This is a genomic window from Lysinibacillus telephonicus (genome assembly GCF_039654155.1).
GTDB classification, from domain to species: Bacteria; Bacillota; Bacilli; order Bacillales_A; family Planococcaceae; genus Ureibacillus; species Ureibacillus telephonicus.
In genome coordinates this window covers 668,047-690,955 of record NZ_CP155468.1, presented here as the reverse complement: position 1 = coordinate 690,955, position 22,909 = coordinate 668,047, and the positions used below count along the sequence as shown (strand labels likewise).

Annotated in this window: 22 protein-coding genes, 1 riboswitch and 1 other annotated feature; of the genes, 11 read left to right on the top strand and 11 right to left on the bottom strand. The window is 37.2% G+C overall.

The window, feature by feature from the left end:
- Positions 1 to 12: 12 nt before the first annotated feature.
- The 3 genes from MKY04_RS03360 to ilvA all read left to right on the top strand — a co-directional run bounded on the left by MKY04_RS03360 (position 13) and on the right by ilvA (position 4,188).
- Positions 13 to 1,362, top strand: coding sequence for a YjiH family protein (locus tag MKY04_RS03360; RefSeq protein WP_126293217.1), 1,350 nt, complete (start codon positions 13 to 15; stop codon positions 1,360 to 1,362).
- Between the two features lie 170 nt (positions 1,363 to 1,532).
- Positions 1,533 to 2,747, top strand: coding sequence for an ISL3 family transposase (locus tag MKY04_RS03355; protein ID WP_346234469.1), 1,215 nt, complete (start codon positions 1,533 to 1,535; stop codon positions 2,745 to 2,747).
- 178 nt (positions 2,748 to 2,925) lie between these two features.
- Positions 2,926 to 4,188 carry a threonine ammonia-lyase IlvA gene (ilvA, locus tag MKY04_RS03350; RefSeq protein WP_126293215.1) on the top strand — a complete coding sequence of 421 codons (1,263 nt, stop codon included), beginning with the start codon at positions 2,926 to 2,928 and terminating at the stop codon, positions 4,186 to 4,188.
- A 167-nt stretch (positions 4,189 to 4,355) separates the two neighbouring features.
- On the opposite strand, the gene MKY04_RS03345 is transcribed toward ilvA, so the two are convergent.
- From MKY04_RS03345 to MKY04_RS03330, 4 genes are all read right to left on the bottom strand, one after another.
- Positions 4,356 to 5,333 carry a nuclease-related domain-containing protein gene (locus MKY04_RS03345; RefSeq protein ID WP_346235307.1) on the bottom strand — a complete coding sequence of 326 codons (978 nt, stop codon included), beginning with the start codon at positions 5,331 to 5,333 and terminating at the stop codon, positions 4,356 to 4,358.
- Between the two features lie 259 nt (positions 5,334 to 5,592).
- Positions 5,593 to 6,387, bottom strand: a complete 795-nt coding sequence (locus MKY04_RS03340) for an ABC transporter ATP-binding protein (protein WP_346235306.1) — start codon at positions 6,385 to 6,387, stop codon at positions 5,593 to 5,595.
- Positions 6,380 to 7,411 carry an ABC transporter permease gene (locus MKY04_RS03335; protein WP_126293211.1) on the bottom strand — a complete coding sequence of 344 codons (1,032 nt, stop codon included), beginning with the start codon at positions 7,409 to 7,411 and terminating at the stop codon, positions 6,380 to 6,382. Before MKY04_RS03335 ends, MKY04_RS03340 begins: the two co-directional genes overlap by 8 nt.
- Positions 7,412 to 7,440: 29 nt before the next feature.
- On the bottom strand, positions 7,441 to 8,466 hold the full coding sequence (locus MKY04_RS03330) for an ABC transporter substrate-binding protein (RefSeq protein WP_346235305.1): 1,026 nt from the start codon (positions 8,464 to 8,466) through the stop codon (positions 7,441 to 7,443).
- Between the two features lie 374 nt (positions 8,467 to 8,840).
- Positions 8,841 to 8,885, top strand: a riboswitch (PreQ1 riboswitch).
- Positions 8,886 to 8,891: 6 nt separating this feature from the next.
- Between MKY04_RS03330 and MKY04_RS03325 the strand changes: the two genes are divergently transcribed.
- From MKY04_RS03325 to trpA, 6 genes are all read left to right on the top strand, one after another.
- Positions 8,892 to 9,374 (top strand): QueT transporter family protein, encoded by a 483-nt coding sequence (locus MKY04_RS03325; RefSeq protein ID WP_126293207.1) that lies wholly within the window; start codon positions 8,892 to 8,894, stop codon positions 9,372 to 9,374.
- A 222-nt stretch (positions 9,375 to 9,596) separates the two neighbouring features.
- Positions 9,597 to 9,861, top strand: a binding site (T-box leader).
- Between the two features lie 111 nt (positions 9,862 to 9,972).
- Positions 9,973 to 11,007, top strand: coding sequence for an anthranilate phosphoribosyltransferase (gene trpD, locus MKY04_RS03320; RefSeq protein ID WP_346235304.1), 1,035 nt, complete (start codon positions 9,973 to 9,975; stop codon positions 11,005 to 11,007).
- On the top strand, positions 11,007 to 11,801 hold the full coding sequence (trpC, locus tag MKY04_RS03315; RefSeq protein ID WP_346235303.1) for an indole-3-glycerol phosphate synthase TrpC: 795 nt from the start codon (positions 11,007 to 11,009) through the stop codon (positions 11,799 to 11,801). The genes trpD and trpC overlap by 1 nt, the downstream gene beginning before the upstream one ends.
- A 2-nt stretch (positions 11,802 to 11,803) precedes the next feature.
- Positions 11,804 to 12,424, top strand: a complete 621-nt coding sequence (locus tag MKY04_RS03310; protein WP_126293202.1) for a phosphoribosylanthranilate isomerase — start codon at positions 11,804 to 11,806, stop codon at positions 12,422 to 12,424.
- A 57-nt stretch (positions 12,425 to 12,481) separates the two neighbouring features.
- Positions 12,482 to 13,699, top strand: a complete 1,218-nt coding sequence (gene trpB, locus MKY04_RS03305; RefSeq protein WP_126293200.1) for a tryptophan synthase subunit beta — start codon at positions 12,482 to 12,484, stop codon at positions 13,697 to 13,699.
- The gene (trpA, locus tag MKY04_RS03300; protein ID WP_126293199.1) at positions 13,696 to 14,478 is read left to right on the top strand and encodes a tryptophan synthase subunit alpha; all 783 of its coding nucleotides are present in this window, start codon (positions 13,696 to 13,698) and stop codon (positions 14,476 to 14,478) included. Before trpB ends, trpA begins: the two co-directional genes overlap by 4 nt.
- Positions 14,479 to 14,609: 131 nt before the next feature.
- Here trpA and MKY04_RS03295 read toward each other — a convergent pair whose 3' ends face one another.
- The 3 genes from MKY04_RS03295 to MKY04_RS03285 all read right to left on the bottom strand — a co-directional run bounded on the left by MKY04_RS03295 (position 14,610) and on the right by MKY04_RS03285 (position 17,545).
- Positions 14,610 to 15,560: an L-threonine 3-dehydrogenase gene (locus tag MKY04_RS03295; protein ID WP_126293197.1), complete on the bottom strand. Its 951-nt coding sequence runs from the start codon at positions 15,558 to 15,560 to the stop codon at positions 14,610 to 14,612.
- A 246-nt stretch (positions 15,561 to 15,806) separates the two neighbouring features.
- Complete coding sequence (locus MKY04_RS03290; RefSeq protein ID WP_126293195.1) at positions 15,807 to 16,133, bottom strand: YolD-like family protein; 327 nt, start codon at positions 16,131 to 16,133, stop codon at positions 15,807 to 15,809.
- 110 nt (positions 16,134 to 16,243) lie between these two features.
- Complete coding sequence (locus MKY04_RS03285; protein WP_346235302.1) at positions 16,244 to 17,545, bottom strand: DNA polymerase thumb domain-containing protein; 1,302 nt, start codon at positions 17,543 to 17,545, stop codon at positions 16,244 to 16,246.
- Between the two features lie 220 nt (positions 17,546 to 17,765).
- Between MKY04_RS03285 and MKY04_RS03280 the strand changes: the two genes are divergently transcribed.
- Positions 17,766 to 18,539 (top strand): SDR family NAD(P)-dependent oxidoreductase, encoded by a 774-nt coding sequence (locus MKY04_RS03280; protein ID WP_126293191.1) that lies wholly within the window; start codon positions 17,766 to 17,768, stop codon positions 18,537 to 18,539.
- Positions 18,540 to 18,586: 47 nt separating this feature from the next.
- Here the strand turns inward: MKY04_RS03280 and MKY04_RS03275 are convergent, their stop codons facing one another.
- Both MKY04_RS03275 and MKY04_RS03270 read right to left on the bottom strand, forming a co-directional pair.
- Positions 18,587 to 19,126 (bottom strand): isochorismatase family cysteine hydrolase, encoded by a 540-nt coding sequence (locus MKY04_RS03275; protein ID WP_346235301.1) that lies wholly within the window; start codon positions 19,124 to 19,126, stop codon positions 18,587 to 18,589.
- Positions 19,127 to 19,523: 397 nt separating this feature from the next.
- Positions 19,524 to 20,315: a carbon-nitrogen family hydrolase gene (locus tag MKY04_RS03270; RefSeq protein WP_126293188.1), complete on the bottom strand. Its 792-nt coding sequence runs from the start codon at positions 20,313 to 20,315 to the stop codon at positions 19,524 to 19,526.
- A gap of 210 nt (positions 20,316 to 20,525) precedes the next feature.
- Here MKY04_RS03270 and MKY04_RS03265 point away from each other — a divergent pair, with 210 nt between their 5' ends.
- The gene (locus tag MKY04_RS03265) at positions 20,526 to 21,338 is read left to right on the top strand and encodes a DUF2262 domain-containing protein (protein WP_126293186.1); all 813 of its coding nucleotides are present in this window, start codon (positions 20,526 to 20,528) and stop codon (positions 21,336 to 21,338) included.
- Positions 21,339 to 21,378: 40 nt separating this feature from the next.
- Here MKY04_RS03265 and MKY04_RS03260 read toward each other — a convergent pair whose 3' ends face one another.
- Together MKY04_RS03260 and MKY04_RS03255 are read right to left on the bottom strand one after the other, a co-directional pair.
- Entirely contained in the window at positions 21,379 to 21,609 is a 231-nt protein-coding gene (locus tag MKY04_RS03260; protein ID WP_126293184.1) for a hypothetical protein, read from the bottom strand.
- Positions 21,610 to 21,797: 188 nt separating this feature from the next.
- A complete protein-coding gene (locus MKY04_RS03255) occupies positions 21,798 to 22,874 on the bottom strand; it encodes a hypothetical protein (RefSeq protein ID WP_126293183.1) in 1,077 nt (358 codons plus the stop codon).
- Positions 22,875 to 22,909 lie beyond the last annotated feature (35 nt).

Sequence of the window (22,909 nt, the reverse complement as noted above, 5' to 3'; positions counted from 1 at the left end):
GAGGTTATGACAATGAAAAAGTTCACTTCATATACATGGGTCCTCTTTATCCTACTTTCAGTAATTGGTGTCTTCCTATTTATTACACCAATTGGTACTGATGATGGTTTAAAGGTCCCGATAACAATTTTGGCTAACTTATTGGCAGGTAAAGTTGTTTCATTTATTCATTGGTTCGCATACATCATATTTATTGTTGCTGCGGTAGGGTCTGTCATGTTTCAATTCATTCCAGAAAAAAATGAACGTACTTTAGCTGACTCTTTATTCCGAGTAAACTGGTTTTGGACGGTAATGCGCATTTTAGCCGTAGTTTTCGCTACTATGTATTTGTTCCAAGTAGGTCCAGAAAGCTTCACTAGTGAAAATACAGCAGGCTTGTTATTAGCACCAGATGGCGGATTAGTTACAATGATGTTTACGTTATTCTTATTTGCTGGTCTATTACTTCCATTATTAACTGATTTCGGATTACTAGAGTTTTTCGGGTCTATGATGGTAAAAATAATGCGTCCTGTTTTTAAAATTCCTGGTCGTGCGGCAATTGACTGTTTGGCTTCTTGGGTTGGAGATGGAACAATCGGTGTTCTTCTTACGAATAAGCAATATGAAGACGGAAACTATACTGCTCGTGAAGCTGCTACAATTGCAACAACATTCTCAGTTGTATCAATTACGTTCTGTTTAGTTGTTGTAGAAACAATCGGCATTCAAGACTATTTCTTCGAGTTTTATGGAACTGTTATTGTTGTAGGGTTAATTTTAGCATTTATCATGCCTCGTATCTTCCCGCTAAAACATAAACCAGATGTATTATTTGATGGCTCAAAGCCTAATGAAAAGCAGGAAGATATTCCAGAGAACTTTAATGCAATTACATTCGGCTTGCACAACGCGTTAACAAAAGCGGAAAGCAATAAAAACTTAGGCCAAGTTTTGCTATCAGGGTTTAAAAATGTGCTGGAAATGTGGTTTGCCGTAACACCTATTATTATGGCGTTCGGTACGATTGCACTTGTGCTCGCCGAGTTTACAAGCTTCTTTGAAATTTTAGGTATGCCATTTGAGCCTATTTTAGCACTGCTGCAAATTCCAGAAGCAGGGCAAGCTGCACAAACGATGATTGTTGGCTTCGCTGATATGTTATTGCCTTCTATTTTAGGAGCCGATATCGAATCAGAATTAACTCGTTTCTTTATTGCAACAATTTCCGTTACACAATTGATTTACATGTCTGAAGTTGGTGGATTAATTTTAGGTACGAAACTCCCATTAAAACTTTGGGATTTATTTATGATTTTCTTAGTCCGTACATTAATTTCAATTCCACTAATTGCATTGATTGCACATATTTTATTCTAATTTCTCAAGGGACTGGCAGCTGTCAGTCCCTTTTTTATTCCACCATTATGTAATGTTAAAAGGCTCTATAATATTTGTTGGGGTTTGAAAAAATTCATAAATAAAAAAGCACGTAATCACCGATTTCTATATACTTGAATTGTCTAGAAACAAGCAATGAAAGGTGATACGTGCAAATGAATTTTAACATGAATATTCCAGGATTAAAAGGTGTAACTGTTCATAAGGTGGAGGAGATGGGGGAACGTATTGTTCTACACGTTTCCATACCAAAAAAAGAACATCAATGTCCGGCATGCAAGAATATAACATCAAAAGTCCATGATTATCGAATTCAAAAAATTAATCATTTAAAATGGTTTGAACGATTAACCGTCCTTTTTTATAAACGTCGTCGTTATGTATGCCAATGTGGGAAACGTTTTTCAGAAAAATCCCCTTTCGTGGATAAATATCAACGTTTCTCGAAAGAATGGAATCAAGTTGTACGAATCCGTTCAATAAAGGCAAAAACATTTAAAGAAGCAGCTGAAGTACTTGGTACATCAAGCTCAACAGTGATTCGTCGCTTTAAAGAAGTAGTAAAGGAACAATTAAATGAAGGGGTTCATTTACCAAAATGTATCGCGATTGATGAATATAAAGCAGATACCGATGCGGGAACTTATCAATTAATTATTGCCAATGCGGAAACACATGAACCAATTGATATTTTACCAAATCGTAGAAAAGAAACCATTAAGGATTACTTGATGAAATACGGTGCAGATGTAGAAATTGTGGTTATGGACATGAATCCAAGCTTTAAAGCAGCAGTTAGGAAGGCGTTAAATCGCCCGATTATTATTGCGGATCGCTTTCATTATTGTCGTTATATTTACTGGGCACTAGATGAAGTACGTCGAAATGTTCAAAAAGAATGGCATGCATATGATCGAAAGAAATGTAAGAAAATGCGTCATGTACTATATAAACGATTTGATAAGTTAACAGAAACGAATCGTTGGTACTTAAATCGTTACATAGGAATGTCGAAGGAACTAAAGCAAGCCTATGAATTAAAAGAAGCTTACTGCGAATGGTTTGATTGGGCAAAAACTTCAAATGATTTGATAGAAATAAAAAAAAGATTAGAAGCCTTTTACCGAAAGGTAGAAGAAGCAAATATTCCGGCATTTTTAAAGGCTATTCAAACGCTAAAAAATTGGCAAGTTGAAATTTTAAATAGTTTAAGTTTTGGATATTCAAATGGTTTTTTAGAAGGAATTAATAATAAATCAAAAGTTTTGAAGCGCAATGCTTATGGTTTTAGAAGCTATGAACACTTTAAAGCGAAAATTTTATTAAATAATTTATATAAGAAAATTGGGGTTCATTTAGGATAATCGGGGTGCCGTGTAATATCACTTCACCCCAACATTTGACATAGAACCTGTTAAAAGAGTTTTCACAATAAAACGTTTTCATTTTATAAATTTTTTGAATTCAATAAAAATTTGTGAAAAAGCGCGATTTTTTATGTTAAAATGAATAAATGTTTTAAATAACGGAGGTTACCAAACGATGGAAGTTGCAGACACTAGATCCCTTGCAGTGGAAAATATTTTAATTGCACATCATCTATTGAAAGATGTCGTTTTACATACACCACTTCAAAAGAATGACTATTTATCTGAAAAATACGGTGCGAATATTTATATTAAACGTGAAGATTTACAACATGTTCGTTCATTCAAATTGCGTGGTGCATATTATAAAATCAAAAAAATTGAGGATGCTGCTCGTACTAGCGGCGTTGTCTGTGCAAGTGCTGGCAACCACGCTCAAGGTGTTGCTTTTGCTTGCGCTCATTTAAATATTAAAGGTGCTATTTTCATGCCTTTAACAACTCCAAAACAAAAAGTCGACCAAGTTCGTATGTTTGGTCGAAACAATATTGAAATTATTTTAGCCGGGGATACTTTTGATGATTCTGCCGCTGCTGCAATGGAATATTGCGAAGAGCATAACATGATTTTCATCCACCCGTTTAATGATATAGACATTATCGCAGGTCAAGGTACTGTTGCTGTCGAAGTATTAAACGACATCGAAGAGCCGCTTGACTTCATTTTTGCAGGAATTGGCGGCGGTGGTCTCATGGCCGGCATTTCAGCTTACGTAAAACATATCTCACCCAATAGTAAGGTTATCGGTGTTGAGCCAGCAGGTGCTGCTAGTATGAAAGCTGCATTCGAAAATGAAGGTCCAATAACTTTGGATAAAATCGATAAATTTTGTGATGGCACAGCTGTACAATGTGTTGGATCTACAACTTATGAAATATGCAGAAATTATTTGGATGACATCGTGCTTGTTCCTGAGGGCAAAGTAAGTACAACGATTCTAGATTTATATAATAAGCATGCCATCGTTGCTGAGCCATCTGGAGCGCTTCCAGTTGCAGCACTCGATTTATACGCTGATCAAATTAAAGGAAAAAGTGTTGTCGTTGTCATTACTGGTGGAAATAATGACATCAGTCGTATGCAGGAAATTAGAGAGAAGTCTTTACTATATGAAGGCTTGCTTTATTACTTCATCGTAAGCTTCCCACAACGTGCTGGAGCATTACGTCAATTCCTAACAGTTGTGCTCGGTCCAAACGACGACATTACTACATTCGAGTATACAAAGAAAAACAATAAAGAAAGCGGCCCTGCACTAGTAGGAATTGAAGTAAGCAAACCAGAAGACTACCAAGCCCTAGTCGATCGCATGAGAATCAATGGCTTCGAGTTTAAAGAAGTAAATAAGGATAGCACATTATTCGGATTGCTAGTGTAAAATGAATTTAGTTACGCACTCGATTTTTGGATCGGGTGCGTGTTTTTGTTTTGGCATTAGGTTTATGTGCGAGTTCCTGGACTTTATGTGCGAATTCTCGAACTTTATGTGCGATTTTTCGAGATTTATGAGCGGTTTTAGAGAATTTATGTGCGGTTCCTCATTATTTATGTGCGTTTTTCTATAAACGTTAGAATATTGTCCGGTATCCGGTACTTTCGGTCTTTTCTTATACCTTCATATTCTAGATTTAAATTAGAAACTAAACGCTTAACAGCAAATCGCGATCCAATATTTAAGTAATTTCTAAGATCATAATTCGTTATCCATTCACTATGTAGATGCCTGTAGTCATATAACGCCTCATATAATGCGTCTTTATTTTTCGCTTTACACATAGGGCAAATAAAATTGCCGTGCTCAAATCTCATAACTGATTTATAATTACAAGCTTTACATAAAACTCCCTTGCGCAGCTTATTTTTATCAATCTTCGGGTCCCATATTTTCCGCTTTCTAATTGCCAGCAAATAGTTTTTTAATATCTCCAATTTATGTGGCGAGATTTGATTCTTTTGATACTTTGCAAATAAATTATATACATACGTTTGCAATCCACTCACATGAAATATAGCTGCATTATTAGGGGTATCTCCTATAACCGTAGAAGGCTGTGTTAGAATAATTGCGTACTCAATTGGTAATGCTATTTCCCATTTCATGAAAATACGTTTGAAAAATCTAACATGACGCTCGATTTGATTAACCGGATTCGAATACCCATCTTTTGTACCATCTAACCGAGTTCTCATAAACTGATGCTTTTTTTGATCAAAATTAATTCTTCCACCAATATTTTTTATTTCCAATAATAAAATAAAATTCTGACTAGCAAAGATCGTATCAATTTGATGTGAATGTTTCACTTCATTCTCAGTTTCAAAATTATGGAACAAATAATATTTTGATGGGATTATAATTTCTTCCCATTCGCGGTCTACATGCATCTCACCTTCATAGCCATACTTTATGGTTTTATACTGATTTCTGAAATATTCATAATCCATATCCTCTTCATCCAACCGACGCATTAATATTTCTAACATAATCATTTTATTGGAACTCTCTCGCTCTAAAACTATCATCTATCCCCCTCCTTGCCCCCTATTTTATTACCCTAAAACTATTTGAGACAAATCTCATAAATATTAATTTCACCTTCATTTACTAAGATGAAAATTAAATTTTCAACAACTTCAAATTATCTTCTTTCTTATAAAAAACAAGTAAGAACACAATTTACTTGCAGTTCCTACTTGTTTATGAAAATCAAATTTCATAACCTACAAAAAAAATTGACCCCAATTGTTAAATTGGAGTCAATTTTATATTTGTTTACTTTTATTATCCCAACAACGCTCTATCAGAGTTCATTTTTTCTCCGCGGATTTTTTCGAATTCTGACATTAAGTCTGGGATAGTTAGGTTTGGTTTTTTGTCTTCATCAATCGATAAAATGATTTGGCCTTTATCCATCATGATAAGGCGGTTTCCTAAGTCAATTGCTTGTTGCATGTTATGGGTAACCATCAATGTCGTTAAGTTCCCCTCTTCAACAAGCTGCTTCGTTAAATTCGTAATGAGTTCTGCTCGAGATGGGTCAAGTGCTGCTGTATGTTCATCCAACAGCAATATTGCGGGTTTTGTAAATGTTGCCATTAGTAACGACAACGCTTGTCGTTCCCCACCTGAGAGCATCCCTACTTTTGCATTTAAACGATTTTCTAAGTTTAAATGTAGCTTTTCCAATGACGTTCTGAAAAAGTCACGGCGTTCGCGATTCACTCCACCACGGAAGCGGCGCTTTGCATTTCTTGAGTAAGCTATCGACAAATTTTCCTCAATCGTCATAGATGGTGCCGTTCCTGCCATTGGATCCTGGAACACACGACCAATAAATTGAGAACGCTTATACTCTGGCAGCTTTGTCACTTCTTTGTCATCAATTGTTACTGCACCGAAGTCAGGAGTAAGTGCTCCTGAAATCATGTTCATCATTGTAGACTTACCGGCACCGTTACTTCCGATAATTGTAACGAAATCACCAGGTGCCAAGTGAAGATTAATATTATCTAAGGCAATTTTTTCATCTGGTGTACCTTCATTAAAAATTTTGTTAATGCCTTCTAATCTAAGCAAGGTGATTCCCCCCTTGCGCTACATTTTGTTGACTAAGACGTTCAGCACGCCGTTTTTCTTTACGCTTTTTCTCGCGGCGTTTTTCAATCATTTGTGGAATAACTAAAGCTAAAATAACAATAACTGCCGTAATTAACTTCATATCAGAAGTATCCAACCATTCGATACGAAGCGCAACCGCATATATGATACGATAAATAATTGCACCTGCTACTACAGCAATTGTTGTACGGAAGATTGTCTTTGTTCCAAAAATCGCTTCCCCGATAATAACAGAAGCAAGACCAATCACAATCATCCCAATCCCCATATTTACATCTGCAAATTTCGAATATTGAGCGATTAAAGCTCCAGAAAATGCAACTAAGGCGTTTGAAAGCCCAAGTCCTAATACAATTAAAGAATCCGTGTTTGCTGAGAAGCTTCGAATCATTCGTTTATTATCACCTGTTGCACGGATCGCAAGCCCAACTTCTGTTTTTAAGAACCAATCGGCAATTAATTTAATAATTAGAGTGATAATTAATACTACTAATGCTATTCCCCATGTAGATGGAGCTGATTGGAAGCCTAATGTATTTTTCACGAAGTTTGTCATTACGTCATCAATGCCTAAAGTACTCCAAAAAGCATTGAATTGCGAAAAGATTGTCTCTGAATTCATAAGTGGAATATTTGGGCGAACAATTGCATTTTCTGCAGATAACCCCATGATTCGAAGATTGATTGAATACAATGCAATCATCATTAAAATCCCTGAAAGAAGTGGATTTATTTTTCCTTTTGTGTGTAATAGTCCTGTCATACATCCTGCAATAAATCCAGCAACAATTGCTAATAACGTAGCTAGTATTGGGTTGTAGCCAAGTGCAATCATTGTTGCCGCAGTAGCTGCCCCTGTTACAAAGCTGCCGTCAACCGTTAAATCCGGAAAATCTAACACTCGGAATGTTAAATACACTCCGAGCGCCATAATTGCATAGATGATTCCTTGCTCGACCGAACCGAACAATGCTGCAAACATAATGAATCATCTCCTAACTAACTTCAATATTATTCGTAAACTTCTGCATTCCAAGTATCTTTAATTTCAAGACCTAGGTTATCTGCAGCTGATTTATTAATAAGTAATTTTAAGTTTGCTGGGTAAGCTGCTGGAATTTCTGCAGATGTTGCTTCACCATTTAAAATTTTCACAGCCATTTGTCCCGCTTCATAACCGATATCATAATATTCAAAACCGTAAGCACCTAATCCACCGCGTTTTACTGAATCAAGTTCTCCAACCATTAAAGGAAGTTGGTTTGCATTTGCAACGTCAATTACTGACTCTAATGCAGATACTACCGTGTTATCCGTAATGATATATAAAGAATCTACTTGACCAATTAAAGATTCAGTCGCTTGTTTTACTTCTGCTGAAGTTGAAACTGGTGCTTCAACTAGTTCTAGGCCAGATTCTTCTAATAAGGCTTTTACTTGTTCAATTTGTGCAACAGAGTTTTGCTCACCAGTGTTGTAAACAGTACCAACTTTTTTCGCGCCTAATTCATCTTTAAGGAATGCTACAGTATTTGCAATTGTATCAGGATGTAAGTCTACAGTCCCTGTTACGTTGCCTCCAGGAGCTTCCATTGATTCTACTAATTCTGCTCCTACAGCATCTGTTACAGATGTGAAAATGATTGGAATATCAGATGTTGCACCTTTAACTGCTTGAGCGGATGGAGTTGAGTTAGCAAAAATTAAATCAACACCTTGATTTACTAAGTCTTGTGCAATTGTCGTATTCATACTTTGATCATTTTGAGCGTTTTTATCAACGAACTCTATGTTTAAACCAGATTCTTCAAGAGCTGCTTTAAAACCTTCTGTTGCAGCATCTAACGATGGATGCTCAACAATTTGTGTAATCCCGACTTTAAATGACTTTGCATCAGTTGGCTGTTCTGTATCTGTGTTTGTACCTGAGTTGCCTTCTGTTGATTCAGTAGATGTTTCATTACCGCCGCCACATGCAGCTAGTAAAAGTACTAAACCAAATAGTAAGAACGAAAGCTTTGCCATACTATTTTTCATGTAAACTTCCCCCTTATTTCTCTCAAATAAGATTTATAGACTCGTTTTTGAATAAATTTCTTTACCTATTTAATAATTCAAAAAAGTTTGAGTTTATCGATATATTACATTGCTGCAACATGATAGTCAACAACATTAAGAATGTTCTGAATATAGTAAATTCAAATTACTACATTAAAAATATTAATTTGGCGCTTTAAACCGTTAAAACATTGAATTCCTGTAAAGAAATTATTATGTTAATAAAATTTTAAAATTTTGTCTATTTTTCGACATTTTTCGCATCTTTGTAAAACTTCTAGCCTATACCTCTTACCTTTTAATAACAATTTGACATAGTAAAAGAATTATTATAGTATATTATTTTGTGTTCAGTCACCGTGGTTCGAAACCATCCCACGAAAAAAAACTAAGGAGAAATGAATATGAAAGTGAAGTTTTTAGCGACTACCGGGATTATTGCTGCGCTTTATATAGCGGTTACCCTTTTAGTTGCACCATTTGGTTTTACAGAGATCCAATTTCGGGTTTCGGAGATGTTTAATCACTTAGTGGCATTTAATCCACGCTTTATGCTAGGCATTGTTATTGGTGTATTTATTTCAAATTTATTTTCACCATTGGGCGTATACGATTTAGTGTTTGGTGTTAGCCACTCTATTATCACTCTTACAATCTTTATTTTGATTTGTAAGTTTGTGAAAAACACATTATTGCGCATGATCATTAATACGTTTTTATTTACTGTTACAATGTTCATCATTGCCTTCGAATTAAACTTAGCACTAGAATTGCCATTCTTATTGACATGGTTTACATGTGCAGTAGGCGAATTCGTTGTATTAGCTGTTGGGGTGCCAATTATGCATCTTTTAAATAAACGTTTAAACTTCAAAGATTTAGTTTAATTTGTATTTTGCCGGGAGCTTTATGTTCTCGGCTTTTTATTTTAGAGCTTTATAAGACGTTGAAACCAAATCCCACTACAATTTTTCAGAAAACATTGACAACAAGAAAAATTAAGTCTACAATTCTAGTTAACAAAAATTGTTCGTATACGGTAGCAGGTTGCGGGAGCGCGACCACCGTTTGAGCAAAGCAGAGTTTAGAAATTAGATGAGTATAGCTGAGAAAAATTGATGAATAAGAATAGTAGCAATATAGTGTTCTTAAGAGAGCTAGTGGTTGGTGTGAACTAGTGCACACATATTGTGAATGGGCCTTATGAGAGCAACTAGCGGCAGTTAGTTGACGTCTTTCCTACGTTATAAGGAAGTGTTTTTCGTTTACTTAAATTCGGGTGTTAATTCACCTATTCGTAAAGAAAAACACACCAAGGTGGAAGTAAACAATGCTTCAACAGAGGTGGCAACGCGGTCTATTATCGTCCTCTACAAAAGGGATTTCCTTTTGTAGAGGACTTTTTTATTTTCCGCAAAAGCCCCCCTCACCTAAAGTTTCATTTATCTAACCTGCTAATTTATGATTTTGGGAGGATGAGTTTAGATGAGTATTCAATTATTTACAAAAACTGTGAAGCAAAATGAAAGTTTATCGTATGATGACATGATTCAAGCTGCCGAGCTCGTATTTAATGAGGAAACACCACAAGAAGATATTGCAGCTTTTTTAGTTGCCTTAAGTGAAAAAGGCGAAACAACTGAGGAGATTGCAGCCCTTGCAACTGTTATGAAAGCTAATGCCACTTCAGTACCCGTCCCTAATGGTGCTTATATTGACAATTGCGGAACTGGCGGCGACGGACTAAAAAGCTTCAACATTAGTACAACAGCAGCATTCGTTCTTGCTGCAAATAATGTTTCCGTTGCAAAACATGGCAACCGCAAAATTTCAAGTGCTTCAGGCAGTGCAGACGTGTTGCAAGCATTGGGCATCCATACAAACTTTACTATTAATGATTCTGTTGATTTGTTAAAACAAGAAGGTATTACCTTCCTGTATGCTCCAAATGTTCATCCGAAATTAAAACGCATCGGTGAAGTTCGCAGGGCGATTGGAAAACCAACTATTTTTAATATGGTTGGTCCTCTTACAAATCCAGTTAATTTAACAACTCAGCTTGTCGGCATTAATCGCCCTGAGTTTGTCAGCGAATATGCCGAAGTTCTTCGTATTTTAGGTCGTGAACGTGCAGTTGTTGTTTCTGGCACACAAGGTATGGATGAAGCATCACTCGATGGCGAAAACAAGCTTGCTCTCCTTGAAAATGGAGAGATTAAAGCTTTCACCTTAAATGCTGAGGACTACGGATTATCTGCTGTCTCTGTTAGCGCACTTATTGGTGGAACTCCAGAAGAAAATGCTGTTATCTTGCGTGATTTACTAAAAGGAAAACAAAGTCCTTACTTTGATGCTGTTTTATTAAATGCTGCAATTGGTTTCTTTGCCTACGGTTCAGCTGCATCTATCAATGAAGGTATTGATATGGCCCGTGACAGCATTATGTCTGGCCGTGCATTATCAAAACTAGACGCAGTGGTGGAATACAGCCAATCCATTTTAAAGGAGCGCATACGATAATGACCATTTTACAAACGATTTTAGATCATAAGGAAACTCTACTCCCTACTTTAATGGCAAATGAACCTATGTTTAACGTTATACAAAAGTCACGTCCATCCCTATATGATGTGCTGCGAAAATCCGATACGCTGCAAATTATTTCAGAAATGAAACGGGCTTCCCCTTCTAAAGGCTTGATTGCAGAAGGCGCCAACCCTGTAGAGCAAGCAAGGAAGTATGCAGATGCAGGTGCTGCCTGCATTTCTGTTTTAACGGAAGAAAAATTTTTCAAAGGATCTTTTCAAGATTTAGTGGATATTGGAAACTATGTTGAAATTCCAATTTTAAATAAAGATTTCATCATTCATGAGGTGCAAATAGATTACGCAAAAGCCGCTGGTGCATCTGTCATCTTACTTATTGTTGCTGCACTTTCAGACAAAAAATTAAAAACTTTTTATGATTATGCGAATAATTTAGGGCTTGATGTTTTAGTAGAAGTTCATAACGAAGAGGAGCTGGATCGCGCATTAGCTATTCATCCTAAAATTATTGGTGTAAACAATCGCGACTTAAAAACATTTAATGTTGAGTTAGCTCAAACCGAAAAATTAGCACAAAAAATTACCGCTTATGAAGATATAGCATTCATTAGTGAAAGTGGCATTTGGAATGTAGAGGATGCAAAGAGAGTTGTCAATGTCGGGGCACGTGGTGTACTAGTTGGTGAATCACTAATGCGCAGTGGGGATGTAGAAAAAGCTTTAAAATCATTGCAAATTCCCTTACCTGTAAATGTGAAGGACGTGTAGTAATGGTAAAAGTAAAAATATGTGGACTTATGGAAGAAGAACATGTTCAAGCTGCTGTTGATGCTGGTGCCACTTGGATTGGCTTTATGTTTGCTCCTAGTAAACGCAAAATTTCCATTGAACGTGCTGCACAACTTGCAAAGTTAGTCCCTTCCCATATCAAAAAAGTTGGTGTTTTCGTTAACCCAACTGAACTACAAGTTCGAGAAGCGGTAGAAGAAGTTGGTCTTGATTATGTCCAATACCATGGCACGGAAGATGCTCAGTTTATAAAATACTTAGGCTACCCTTCTATTAAGGCGTTCTCTGTTAGAAGCTATGAAGATGTTGAAAGAGCAAGTAAATATGACGTTGACTACTATCTATTTGATGCACCAGGCACAGACTTTTCTGGTGGCAGCGGCCATGTTTTTGATTGGTCATTGCTTGATCAGCTTTCTATCCCGAAAGACCGCCTCATTCTAGCTGGTGGACTTAAGTCTGATAACGTTGAACGGGCCATCGCTCAAGTAGAGCCCTTTGGTGTCGATGTATCAAGCGGTGTTGAACGAAATGGCTCTAAAGATAGCGAGTTAATAAAACAATTTATCGAATTGGCAACAAATGTTCAGCTGTTGCCTTAAACATAACCAATGAAATCTACGACAATCTACACGAAAGTCGTAAAGGAGTGAATGAAAATGACAACAAATAATTACACCGACCAAAGCTCAGTAGAAATAAAAGGCAGGTTTGGACGTTTTGGTGGACAATTCGTACCGGAAACATTAATGACCGCGCTGCAAGAACTAGATGAAGTGTATGACAAAGTTAAAAATGATGAATCGTTCCAGAAAGAGCTTCGTTACTATTTAAAAAATTATGTTGGGCGCGAAACTCCCCTTTATTTCGCAGAACGTTTAACTAATACTATCGGCGGCGCAAAGATTTATTTAAAGCGTGAGGATTTAAACCATACAGGGGCTCACAAAATTAATAATGCTCTTGGGCAAGCACTTCTTGCAAAACGCATGGGTAAGAAAAAAATTGTTGCCGAAACAGGTGCAGGTCAGCATGGAGTAGCAACGGCTACCGCATGTGCGTTACTTAACCTTGAATGTATCGTTTACATGGGAGCGGAAGATGTAAAACGCCAAGCATTAAACGTATTCCGTATGGAGCTGCTTGGAACAAAGGTTGTTGCAGTAGATAAAGGCTCTGCAACGTTAAAGGATGCAGTGAATGAAGCATTGCGCCACTGGGTAACAAATATTGAAGATACACATTATATTTTAGGTTCTGCAATGGGGCCCCATCCATTCCCTACAATTGTTCGAGATTTCCAACGCGTCATTGGAGATGAAACGAGATCCCAAATATTAGAGATTGAAAATCGTCTGCCAAATGCAGTAGTTGCATGTGTTGGAGGAGGAAGCAACTCCATTGGAATGTTCTATCCATTCATAAAAGATAAAGAGGTTGCACTATACGGTGTAGAAGCAGCTGGTAAAGGAATCGAAACTGGTCAGCATGCCGCAGCTATTCAAGGAGGGCAAACTGGTGTTTTACACGGTGCATTTATGTACCTATTACAGGATGAAAACGGCTTTGTTCAAGAAGCACATTCGATATCAGCTGGCCTTGATTATCCAGGTGTAGGTCCAGAGCATTGCCTCCTTCATGAAAGTGGCCGTGCAACCTATGGCACTGTCACAGATGATGAAGCGTTGGAAGGTGTAAAATTACTTAGTCGTACAGAGGGTATTCTTCCTGCCCTCGAAAGTGCACATGCCATCCATTTCGCGGCAAACCTTGCCAAAACAATGGCGTCTGATGATATTCTAGTAATTTGTTTATCTGGACGTGGGGATAAAGACGTGCATACAATTTCAGCTGCACTTGGAGGTGACCTAGCATGAGTCAATTAAAACAAGCCATTTTATCAGTTACTGCTGCTGGTGATAAAGCGTTCGTTCCTTATATCATGGCCGGTGATGGCGGCTTAGACAAATTACAGCCTACAATTTTAAAGCTTCAAGAACTCGGCGTAACGGCCATTGAAGTCGGCATCCCATTTACTGATCCTGTTGCAGATGGCCCAACGATTGAAAGAGCTGGAGAGCGAGCATTAGCAAATGGTACGACTTTACGTAAAGTGCTTGAAACATTAACCGGTTTTGCTGATCAAATTACCATTCCACTTGTTGCAATGACATATCTAAATCCAATTTTAGCTTATGGTGTGGAGAAATTTGCTCATGATGCAAAGCAGGCAGGCATTCGCGGTGTCATCATTCCTGATATGCCGCTTGAAGAAAGTGGCATCGTCCACCCAGCCTTAAAGAATGCCGAAATCGCCTTGATACAGCTCGTTTCATTAACAAGTACTCCCGAGCGAATTGAACGTTTGACTAAAGCTAGTGAAGGTTTTATTTATGCAGTTACTGTTAACGGTATTACAGGTGCTCGTTCTAGTTTTGCAGGCTCGCTTGATGACCATTTTAAACGAATTCAAACTTATACAGACACACCTGTTCTAGCTGGGTTCGGAATTTCTGCACCAGAGCATGTTAAAAATTTCGGCTCGTTCTGCAGCGGCGTTATTGTTGGCAGTAAAATCGTCGATAGCTTAGCAAATGGTGATTGGGATATCATTGAGGAGCTCGTGAAGGCTTCAAAGGCTTCTGCTGTAAAGTAAGTTGAATAGTTGAATTGTTTCCGGAACATCGTTAAATTTCTTATCGATGTTCCCTTTTTATTGTGGAACCCCTTTAATAATGGAAATTTCAAAAAAGGAGCTCTAATACTTCTGGAGCTCCTTCACTGCTATTATGAAATTGACTTTCTCTCTAATTTTCTTCTTAATTTATTTAACATATCCACTGTCATTTTCTCTAAATCATATTGCGCCTTAAATCCCCATTGCTCTGCTGCTTCAGACGAATCAATGGAATTTGGCCAGCTATCCGCAATCGCTTGGCGCACTGGGTCTACATTGTAATTTATTTTAAATGATGGAATATGCTTTTTAATTTCAGCCGCGACTTGTGACGGCTCAAAACTCATTGCAGAAATATTAAAGGCATTACGGTGTTTTAATTTTGAACCGTCCGCCTCCATTAAATCAACAATCGCTTGCAGTGCATCTGGCATATACATCATATCCATATACGTACCTTCTGCAATATATGAAGTATAATGACCCTGTTCTATCGCTTTGTAATATATATCCACTGCATAATCAGTTGTACCCCCACCAGGAGGCGTTGCATACGAAATTAAACCCGGGAATCGAACACCGCGCGTATCTACCCCAAATCTTGTGAAATAATAATCACATAAAAGTTCCCCCGCTACTTTATTTACTCCATACATCGTTGTAGGTCTCTGCAACGTATCTTGAGGTGTATTGTCCTTGGGTGTAGATGGACCAAAGGCACCGATTGAACTTGGGGTAAAAAATTGCATCTTTAATTCTTTTGCAACCTCAAGTGCATTCATTAAGCCCCCCATATTTAAATTCCAGGCAAACAGTGGATTCTTCTCAGCTGTTGCAGAAAGCAAGGCAGCCATATGAATCATCGTATCTGCACCAAATTGATTGGCAAGCTCATACATGCGCTTCCCATCTGTTACATCGAGCACTTCAAATGGTCCATAGGAATATTCTTCTCTAATATCTGTAGCTAACACATTGTCTTCTCCATATATATCTCGTAATTTTCCGACTAATTCCGAACCAATTTGGCCTAACGCACCCGTTACAAGTATCCTTTTCATTTTGCTCCCTCCTCTGATGAAAAACAAATGTACATCTGAAAAGTACATTAAAACATTATCAAATCAACGTTTCAAGTGGATTTCATTATAACTCGTTCACCATAAAAAGACAATATAAAATTCACTTTGCCTGTTCCTCTTACTATCATATGCAATCTGTTTTTTGAGGTAAAAAGGGTTCCTTAACAAAATAAAACAGATGGAGAAAATGGAATCGTTTCTCTCACCTGTTTTGTTTTAGTCAGTTTATTCAATTAGTGACACACCAAAGATGGACTGAAAAGGAAACTTCCGACCATCTTCCAAATAAAGTGTTTCATTGTTTATATTTAATTTTGCGATTTTTCCGGTGGCTTTGAAAAGTCGTTTTTCCTCCCAAATGTTTAATTCTACTTCTAGTTTATTCGTAAAGGCCCTTTGCAATTGCTCGCTAAGTTCCTGTAATGTCCATTCATCCAACTGCGGCTTTGCAACATATTGATCTTTTTCATGCCATTCACGCAGCAGCTTCACGTGCTCTGGAAGCATCATCGTGTTCCATTTAATATTTCCACGGTCTCGAATCATATTCATCACCTCTTCTCCAAAAATGGAGTACCGTCTTTTCAATGGAGTTTACCTTTTCGCTCAAAGATGGTCTTAATCCATTTAAAAAGTAGTTTGGCTCATTTATATGGTAGAAGCTACTTTTTATGTCCCCCTACTAGCTGAGCTCGAGCAATTGCCGTCCCTGCCTCTGTATAGGAAACAGCGCGCAAAATAGCAGTAGAACCATGCTTTGAGCGCAAATAATCCATCGTCGCACCAAGCTTTCGCCTTTTCCATTTTTTACAATCGAATAAACTGAGTTGTATGGAGCGTTCTGATTCTAACTTTGAAAGACTGATTGTAATCTTTCTTACAGGGCGCTCTGCATAGTATTGGTCTAGTAATTGCTCGCACACTTTGTAAACTTTCATTGTGTCATTAGTCGGTTCATCGATTGTGTGAGTTCGTTGAAAACCACCTCCAAATGCGTCTTTACTGTAGCTGACACCAAGTGAAATCGTCCTTCCAACTTGATAGGCCTCTCTTGCTCTTCTTGCAACGTCTTCACACATTTCAAGTATCACCGTGAGAATCTCACTGCGACTTCGATAATCCCGCATAAGCATTTGACCTTTGCCAAAACTAATTTGTCCTTCTGCAAGCGGTGCTCCAAGCGGCGACAAATCGATTCCCCATGCATGATAATAAAGTTGATTGCCCATAATACCAAAGTGATCTTCCAGCATATTTAGGTCGGCATGTGCTAAATCGCCAACTTTAAAAATACCCATATTATTTAACGTACGCTCTGTTCGACGTCCAATGCCCCACATTTCAGAAAGTTTCGATACAGGCCAAAGTTTTTCCGGAATATCAGCATAGGTCCACTTTGCAAATTCAGTCTTCTTCGCCTCTAAATCTAGTGCGAGCTTTGACATAAGCATGTTTGGCCCCATTCCAACTGCACTCGGAATTTGAAATTGACTATAAATGCTTTGTTGAATATATTTTGCGGTTTCTTCTGGTGGTCCCCAAAGCTTTTCAGTACCCGTTAAGTCTACAAAGCTTTCATCAACACTATAGACGTGAATTGCTTCCTTTGGAACAAATTGGTTAATTAAATTCGTAATTTCCATTGACATTTGAACGAAAAATTCCATTTTTGGTTCGAATAATTTAATGTCAGGATGTTTTGGAATCTCATAAAGCCTTGAGCCTGTTTTGATACCAAATCGCTTCTTCATTGGCGGTGATGCAGCAAGCACTACACTTCCCTTTTGCTTGAAGTTTCCAACAACAGCAATAGGCACCTTAAAAGGATTAAGGTTTTCAATCATAGCCATACAGCTCGCATAAAAACATCGCATATCAATGCACATAATCGATCGATTTGGCGCGTGGTTATATACTTCAAATAAATTTGCTGAATCTGCCTCACTGTATTTTAATGCATGCATCACTACACCTCCAATTTCACATTTAGTATATGCGAACGTTTGTTCCTTCATTCATTTTAACAATGAGACAATTGAGACGGCAAGTGGTAATAGTTGGGGGTTCTAATGAGTAATTGGAACATGCACCCCACTAATTTTTTATCTATCGCATAAAAATCTAGAAACAACTGAATAATGACACTGATAAATAATTTTCAAGAGACTTGAAGGAGTGTTGATATTGAGCAGATTTGACAATAAAGTAATCATTATCACCGGGGCAAGTGGAGGAATCGGGTCAGCTACAGCAAAAAAACTATATAGTGAAGGTGCTTCATTAGTTTTAGTTGATTTAAAACAAGAGGGGCTGGATAAGTTAATTGCAGAAAATCAATTTTCAAGAGAGCGCATCCTCTCATTGACAGGCGATGTTTCGAAAAAGGAAGACGTCAGAGCCTATGTTCAAGCGACAGTGGACCGATTCGGTAAAATTGACGGATTTTTCAATAATGCAGGTGTCGAAGGTCCTTCTAAACCTTTTGAAGAGTATACAAAAGAGGACTTTGATTTTGTATTTGGCATAAACGTATATGGCGTGCTTTATGGCATGCAAGAAGTTTATAAAGTAATGAAGAAACAGGGCTATGGCTCAGTCGTCAACACAAGCAGCTTAGCCGGTTTAATGGGTTCACCAGGTACGACTGTTTACAACACTTCGAAGCATGCCGTATTAGGGCTAACTAGATGTGCTGCCCTCGAAGCTGCTGAAATTGGCGTCCGTTTCAACTCTGTACACCCTGGCGTTATTGCAACGGGAATGATGACGCGTATTGAAGAGAATGTGGCACCAGGCAATGCAGAACAAATGCATGAAGCATATACAGCTTCCGTCCCAATGAAACGCTTCGGACAACCTGAAGAAGTAGCAAATGTTGCGGCATTCCTGCTATCTGATGAATCATCATACGTAACAGGCTCAATTTATACAGTTGATGGCGGTATGATTAATCAATAAAATTTGTTTAGGGATGCCCCAAAATATCGAAGGCATCCCTTTTCTAATTAAATAACTTCCGTAAAGAAACATGTTTTCATATGTTGGATAAAGGTGTCACCTAAATCGGTAAATGTGGCCACACCTTTTTGGTGAATCGCTGTTTTAAATCCTTCCGCATCAGCTCCTGCAACTGTTAGAAAATCACATATATCTGTACATACACCTACAACATGAACCTTTTCTACATTGAGAGCTCTTAATTTTTCTGCTAAATCCGTTTTAAAAAACGCATTGTAATTAGTTTTAGGCTGCATAATGACATTCGGATTTGATTCATTTTCTTTAAACCAAACCGCTAAATCACCGTAAAGCTGCTGTCCTTTAGTACCAATTACATTATGTACTGGCCATAAATCAAAATGTGGATCATTTTCTTGATGAGCATCCATTGCAACGACTACAATCTGGTCACCATTTAAAAACTCGTTTGCTTTCTCAATAATATATGGCACAATTTCTTGTGCTGCTTTACCAGCCGTTAAACTTCCATCATCTGCAACAAAATCGTTGCTCATATCGACAATAATTAAAGCTTCTTTTGCCATAATTGAATATCCTCCTTCTAGTAATTCTATAGTATTTTAATTTCGACACACCTACTATAAATTCCTATATATTAAATACGATCCAAAGAGGTTGAGGATTTTAAATAGTACGAACATTCAAGTTGTCTAATTGCTTTTGATTGCTATATGCAATCGTTCTTAAAAATAGATAGTATTAATGAACATGTAAACATTCGGAAATATGGAAAAGACCCCCCAAAGCTGATAGCCCCAAGGAGTCTTATTTTTAGTCTATGTGAAATATTGAATTTGTTGCTGTAAGAAAAGTTAAAAATTTGTAAATTTAATATAGAGTTGAAGATTGGCGTAAGAAATACCGAAATCCCCGGCTTACAAAAACGTGACCATTCTCTATTAAGACTTATATAAGGTAATATTATTCCTCCACTACCCCAGCATAAAGTCCTGGACGACGGTCATCGTATACTGGAATTCGGCCGCGCACTTCTTCTACTTTTGAAAAGTCAACGTCGACAATTGCGAGTTCCTCATCTTCTCCACCTGTCCATAGCACTTCACCCCATGGTTCGATTACCATTGATTGGCCATTAAAGTTTTCGACTTTACGGGAGATGCGGTTTACTGCAATAACGAAGCATTGATTTTCAATAGCACGGGCTTGTAGCAATGTTTTCCAATGATCGATGCGAGGAGTTGGCCATTGTGCAGAAACGAATAACACATTTGCGCCAGCTAATGCATGTGCACGCAGCCACTCTGGGAAGCGAATGTCGTAGCAAATGACACCACCGGCCTCAATGTCTCCTAACGTAAAACGATTCATTTCGTTGCCAGCTTCTAAATATTTTTCTTCGTTCATTAAGCGGAATAAATGTACTTTACTATACTCGCTAACCAACTCGCCATCACGGTTATAAACATACATTGTGTTATAAAATTTGCCATCACGTTCTGTTGCAACTGAGCCGCCTACAATATGTAGCGAAAGCTCCTCTGCCAAGCCCTTTAAAAATGCCTTAGTTCGTGCCCCTTCTGAATCAGCTAGTTCTTCTAATTTCTCAAGTGCATAGCCAGTATTCCACATTTCAGGTAAGACAACAATTTCTGCTCCCTTGCCTGCCGCCTCTCGAATTAAATGCTCTGCACGCTCAAAATTCTCATCGACTTTCCCAAATCCTACATTCATTTGAATACACCCGATTTTCATTCAATAACCCCCTAGAATTAAAAATTCTATTATTCTTAACTATCAAACTACTAAGTAAACCATATCAAAAAACATTTGAACATGCCATATATAGCAATGTTTTCAACAACCCTCACTACTATGACAACTTTAATGAACGATCTTTAAAAAGGAAAAAATGAAACTTAGTAACGTTAGTAATCGTAAAAACGAACGAGGAGAGTGTTTAAAATGAGCATATCGAATGAAGTCAGCAATTTTGAAAAGAGATTTACAGACGATGTAATCGAAATAGCAGCAGTTACAGGTGCATCAGGTGTTGGCGCAGGGAGAGCAGCAGGAAATACATTATGGCAAGCATCCATCCCTTTAATTGGATGGAAAAAGTTAAATAGCAATGATCCTGTCATCAAGGAAAATTTGCGTTTGCAATGGCTCGCTAATGATAAGGAATTTGAGGAATCAAGAGATTTATTGGACATGAACTCCATCGTAAGGTTACAAATTCGAAAGGGAGAAGGTTCTATGATGCTTGTTAAGGTTTTAGAAACTTCCTATCAAGACGATGATTTGGAAGTGGTACTTCAAGAATCTTTAAAACCTGTTTTTTACAATGATGAAATACTAGGTCAGTTTGAATTGATTAAAAGCGTTAATACTTTTGAAAAAAAGATAATATGGGCAAATGATGAAGGGCTGTTGTCTTTTGATTGGTTTGAAGACAATGATAAGATGAAATCAGCATTGAAAACCGCCTATGTACTTTTCGAGCAACAGGATGAATGGAGCCAGAGAGTAAAAGAATATGCTGCAGAAGAACTAACTGAGTTGGCAAATGATTGGCTACAGGATGATGAGGAAACAGAAATCCAAGAAATCACTAAGGAAATGTTTATGGGGTTAATGAAATTAAGCACGATATGCGTTTATCCAGAAGGTGATTTTGAAATCTTCTATTCTGATGGAGATATGTTCTGGGGACATTCCATCATTGTATGCGGAAATATAGATGGAAAATTTGATTCAGCAGAAATAGCCGGTTAAACAGGTTAAAGTATCTTTGTATCTATAATTAAGAAAGAAGTTAGTCTGATTTTGGATCCACGAATTTTTCATCCCCCTTAGAAGATTCATATTCGAAATGAATATCTACATCAATGAAATAAGAAACTTTATTTGTATCCATGTCTACAGCATAATCAATCATTTCAACTGGTTTCGTTCCAGTTGGTCTCCAACCATTACGAAGGGAGATTCTAATTTCTTTCTCTTGATCTAGTTCTTGTAGTGCTTGAATTAGGTTTTTTACTAACATGTACAACACTCCTTTTCAAATGGGGTAACTAATATTTCACCATAGTATCTTCCCCAATATTAAAATGGGAAGATACGTGGAATTTACAAAGTGCAAAGATTAGGTAGATACCCCATTTAAATACAATTAAATTATATTCCGTAAACAACTGGAATTTATTTCAAGAGTGGTTTATGACACAATAGAAATTAACTAGGAATAAATATGATCATTTCAAGCTCTGCTTGAGGTGAGTTCCCGTTAAATTCTAATTGATATGTCCCTATATCTGTTACTATTTCACTCGAATAAAAAGTACCACTATCATCAATCATATTTTCTGTCTCAATAATATCTATTGATTGATTAAAGAACCTAGATAAATCCTCCACAGTTACCATATTAGTAGGTGTAATATAATAAGCATAAATTAAACCTTGATGATCAGAATTACAAATAAAGAACGAGGAATAAAATGAACAAAGCCCACCTTCATAGTAGGTTTCCTGTTCTAACGGCTCCGTAATTTTCTCTTGTGCCGTGTAATACGAGTCGCCATATGTAATAAAATAATTATTAATAGTCGTACCTATTAATTTCGCTAATTCATCATCGATAATTAAGCCAATTCGTTTACCTTCATCATCTACTAATTCACCATTTTTAAAATTATATTTTAATGTATCACTTTCTCCTATAACATTAAATTTATTATTACCCAAACTTAAATTTAAAGTATCAGTAGATTGTAATTTGATATTGGCTAGTTCTTCAAAGGCTGCAGTTTCGTTATTGTAGTTTAGGATGACTACACTTGAACTCATCGTATTGGCATATGCTTCTACAGTTTCAAAGGCAAATGCCTCTTTTACCGAATCATCGTATGTGAATTTCACATTTTGTTCCAGCCGAATCGCTAAACTAGTATCGTATGTAAAACTTGAAGCCTTTTCCCAAACTTCATTTTGTAATTTGAAAATCAAAACTTCTGATTGTATTACATCACTATTAACACCTAATACGATCTCAGGAAGTTCATCACCCTCAAAATCTACTACCTCGTTAAATGCTATATCTTCACTTTTAATTTCTTGATATTCAGTAGTTTTCTTAAATTCTTCTAAATACTCCTCTGGCGTTTTCTTTTCTATTTGTTGCACTTCTTTTTGTGATTCTTGCGTATTTTTATTTGCTACTTCACCACTACCGTTTTTTGTGTTGGCATCCTCATTTGAACACCCAACCATTAGAATTATTAAAGTAAGTAAATATAAAAACTTCTTCATCTTTCAATCTCCATTCAAGCAGGTGCCCAAAACGC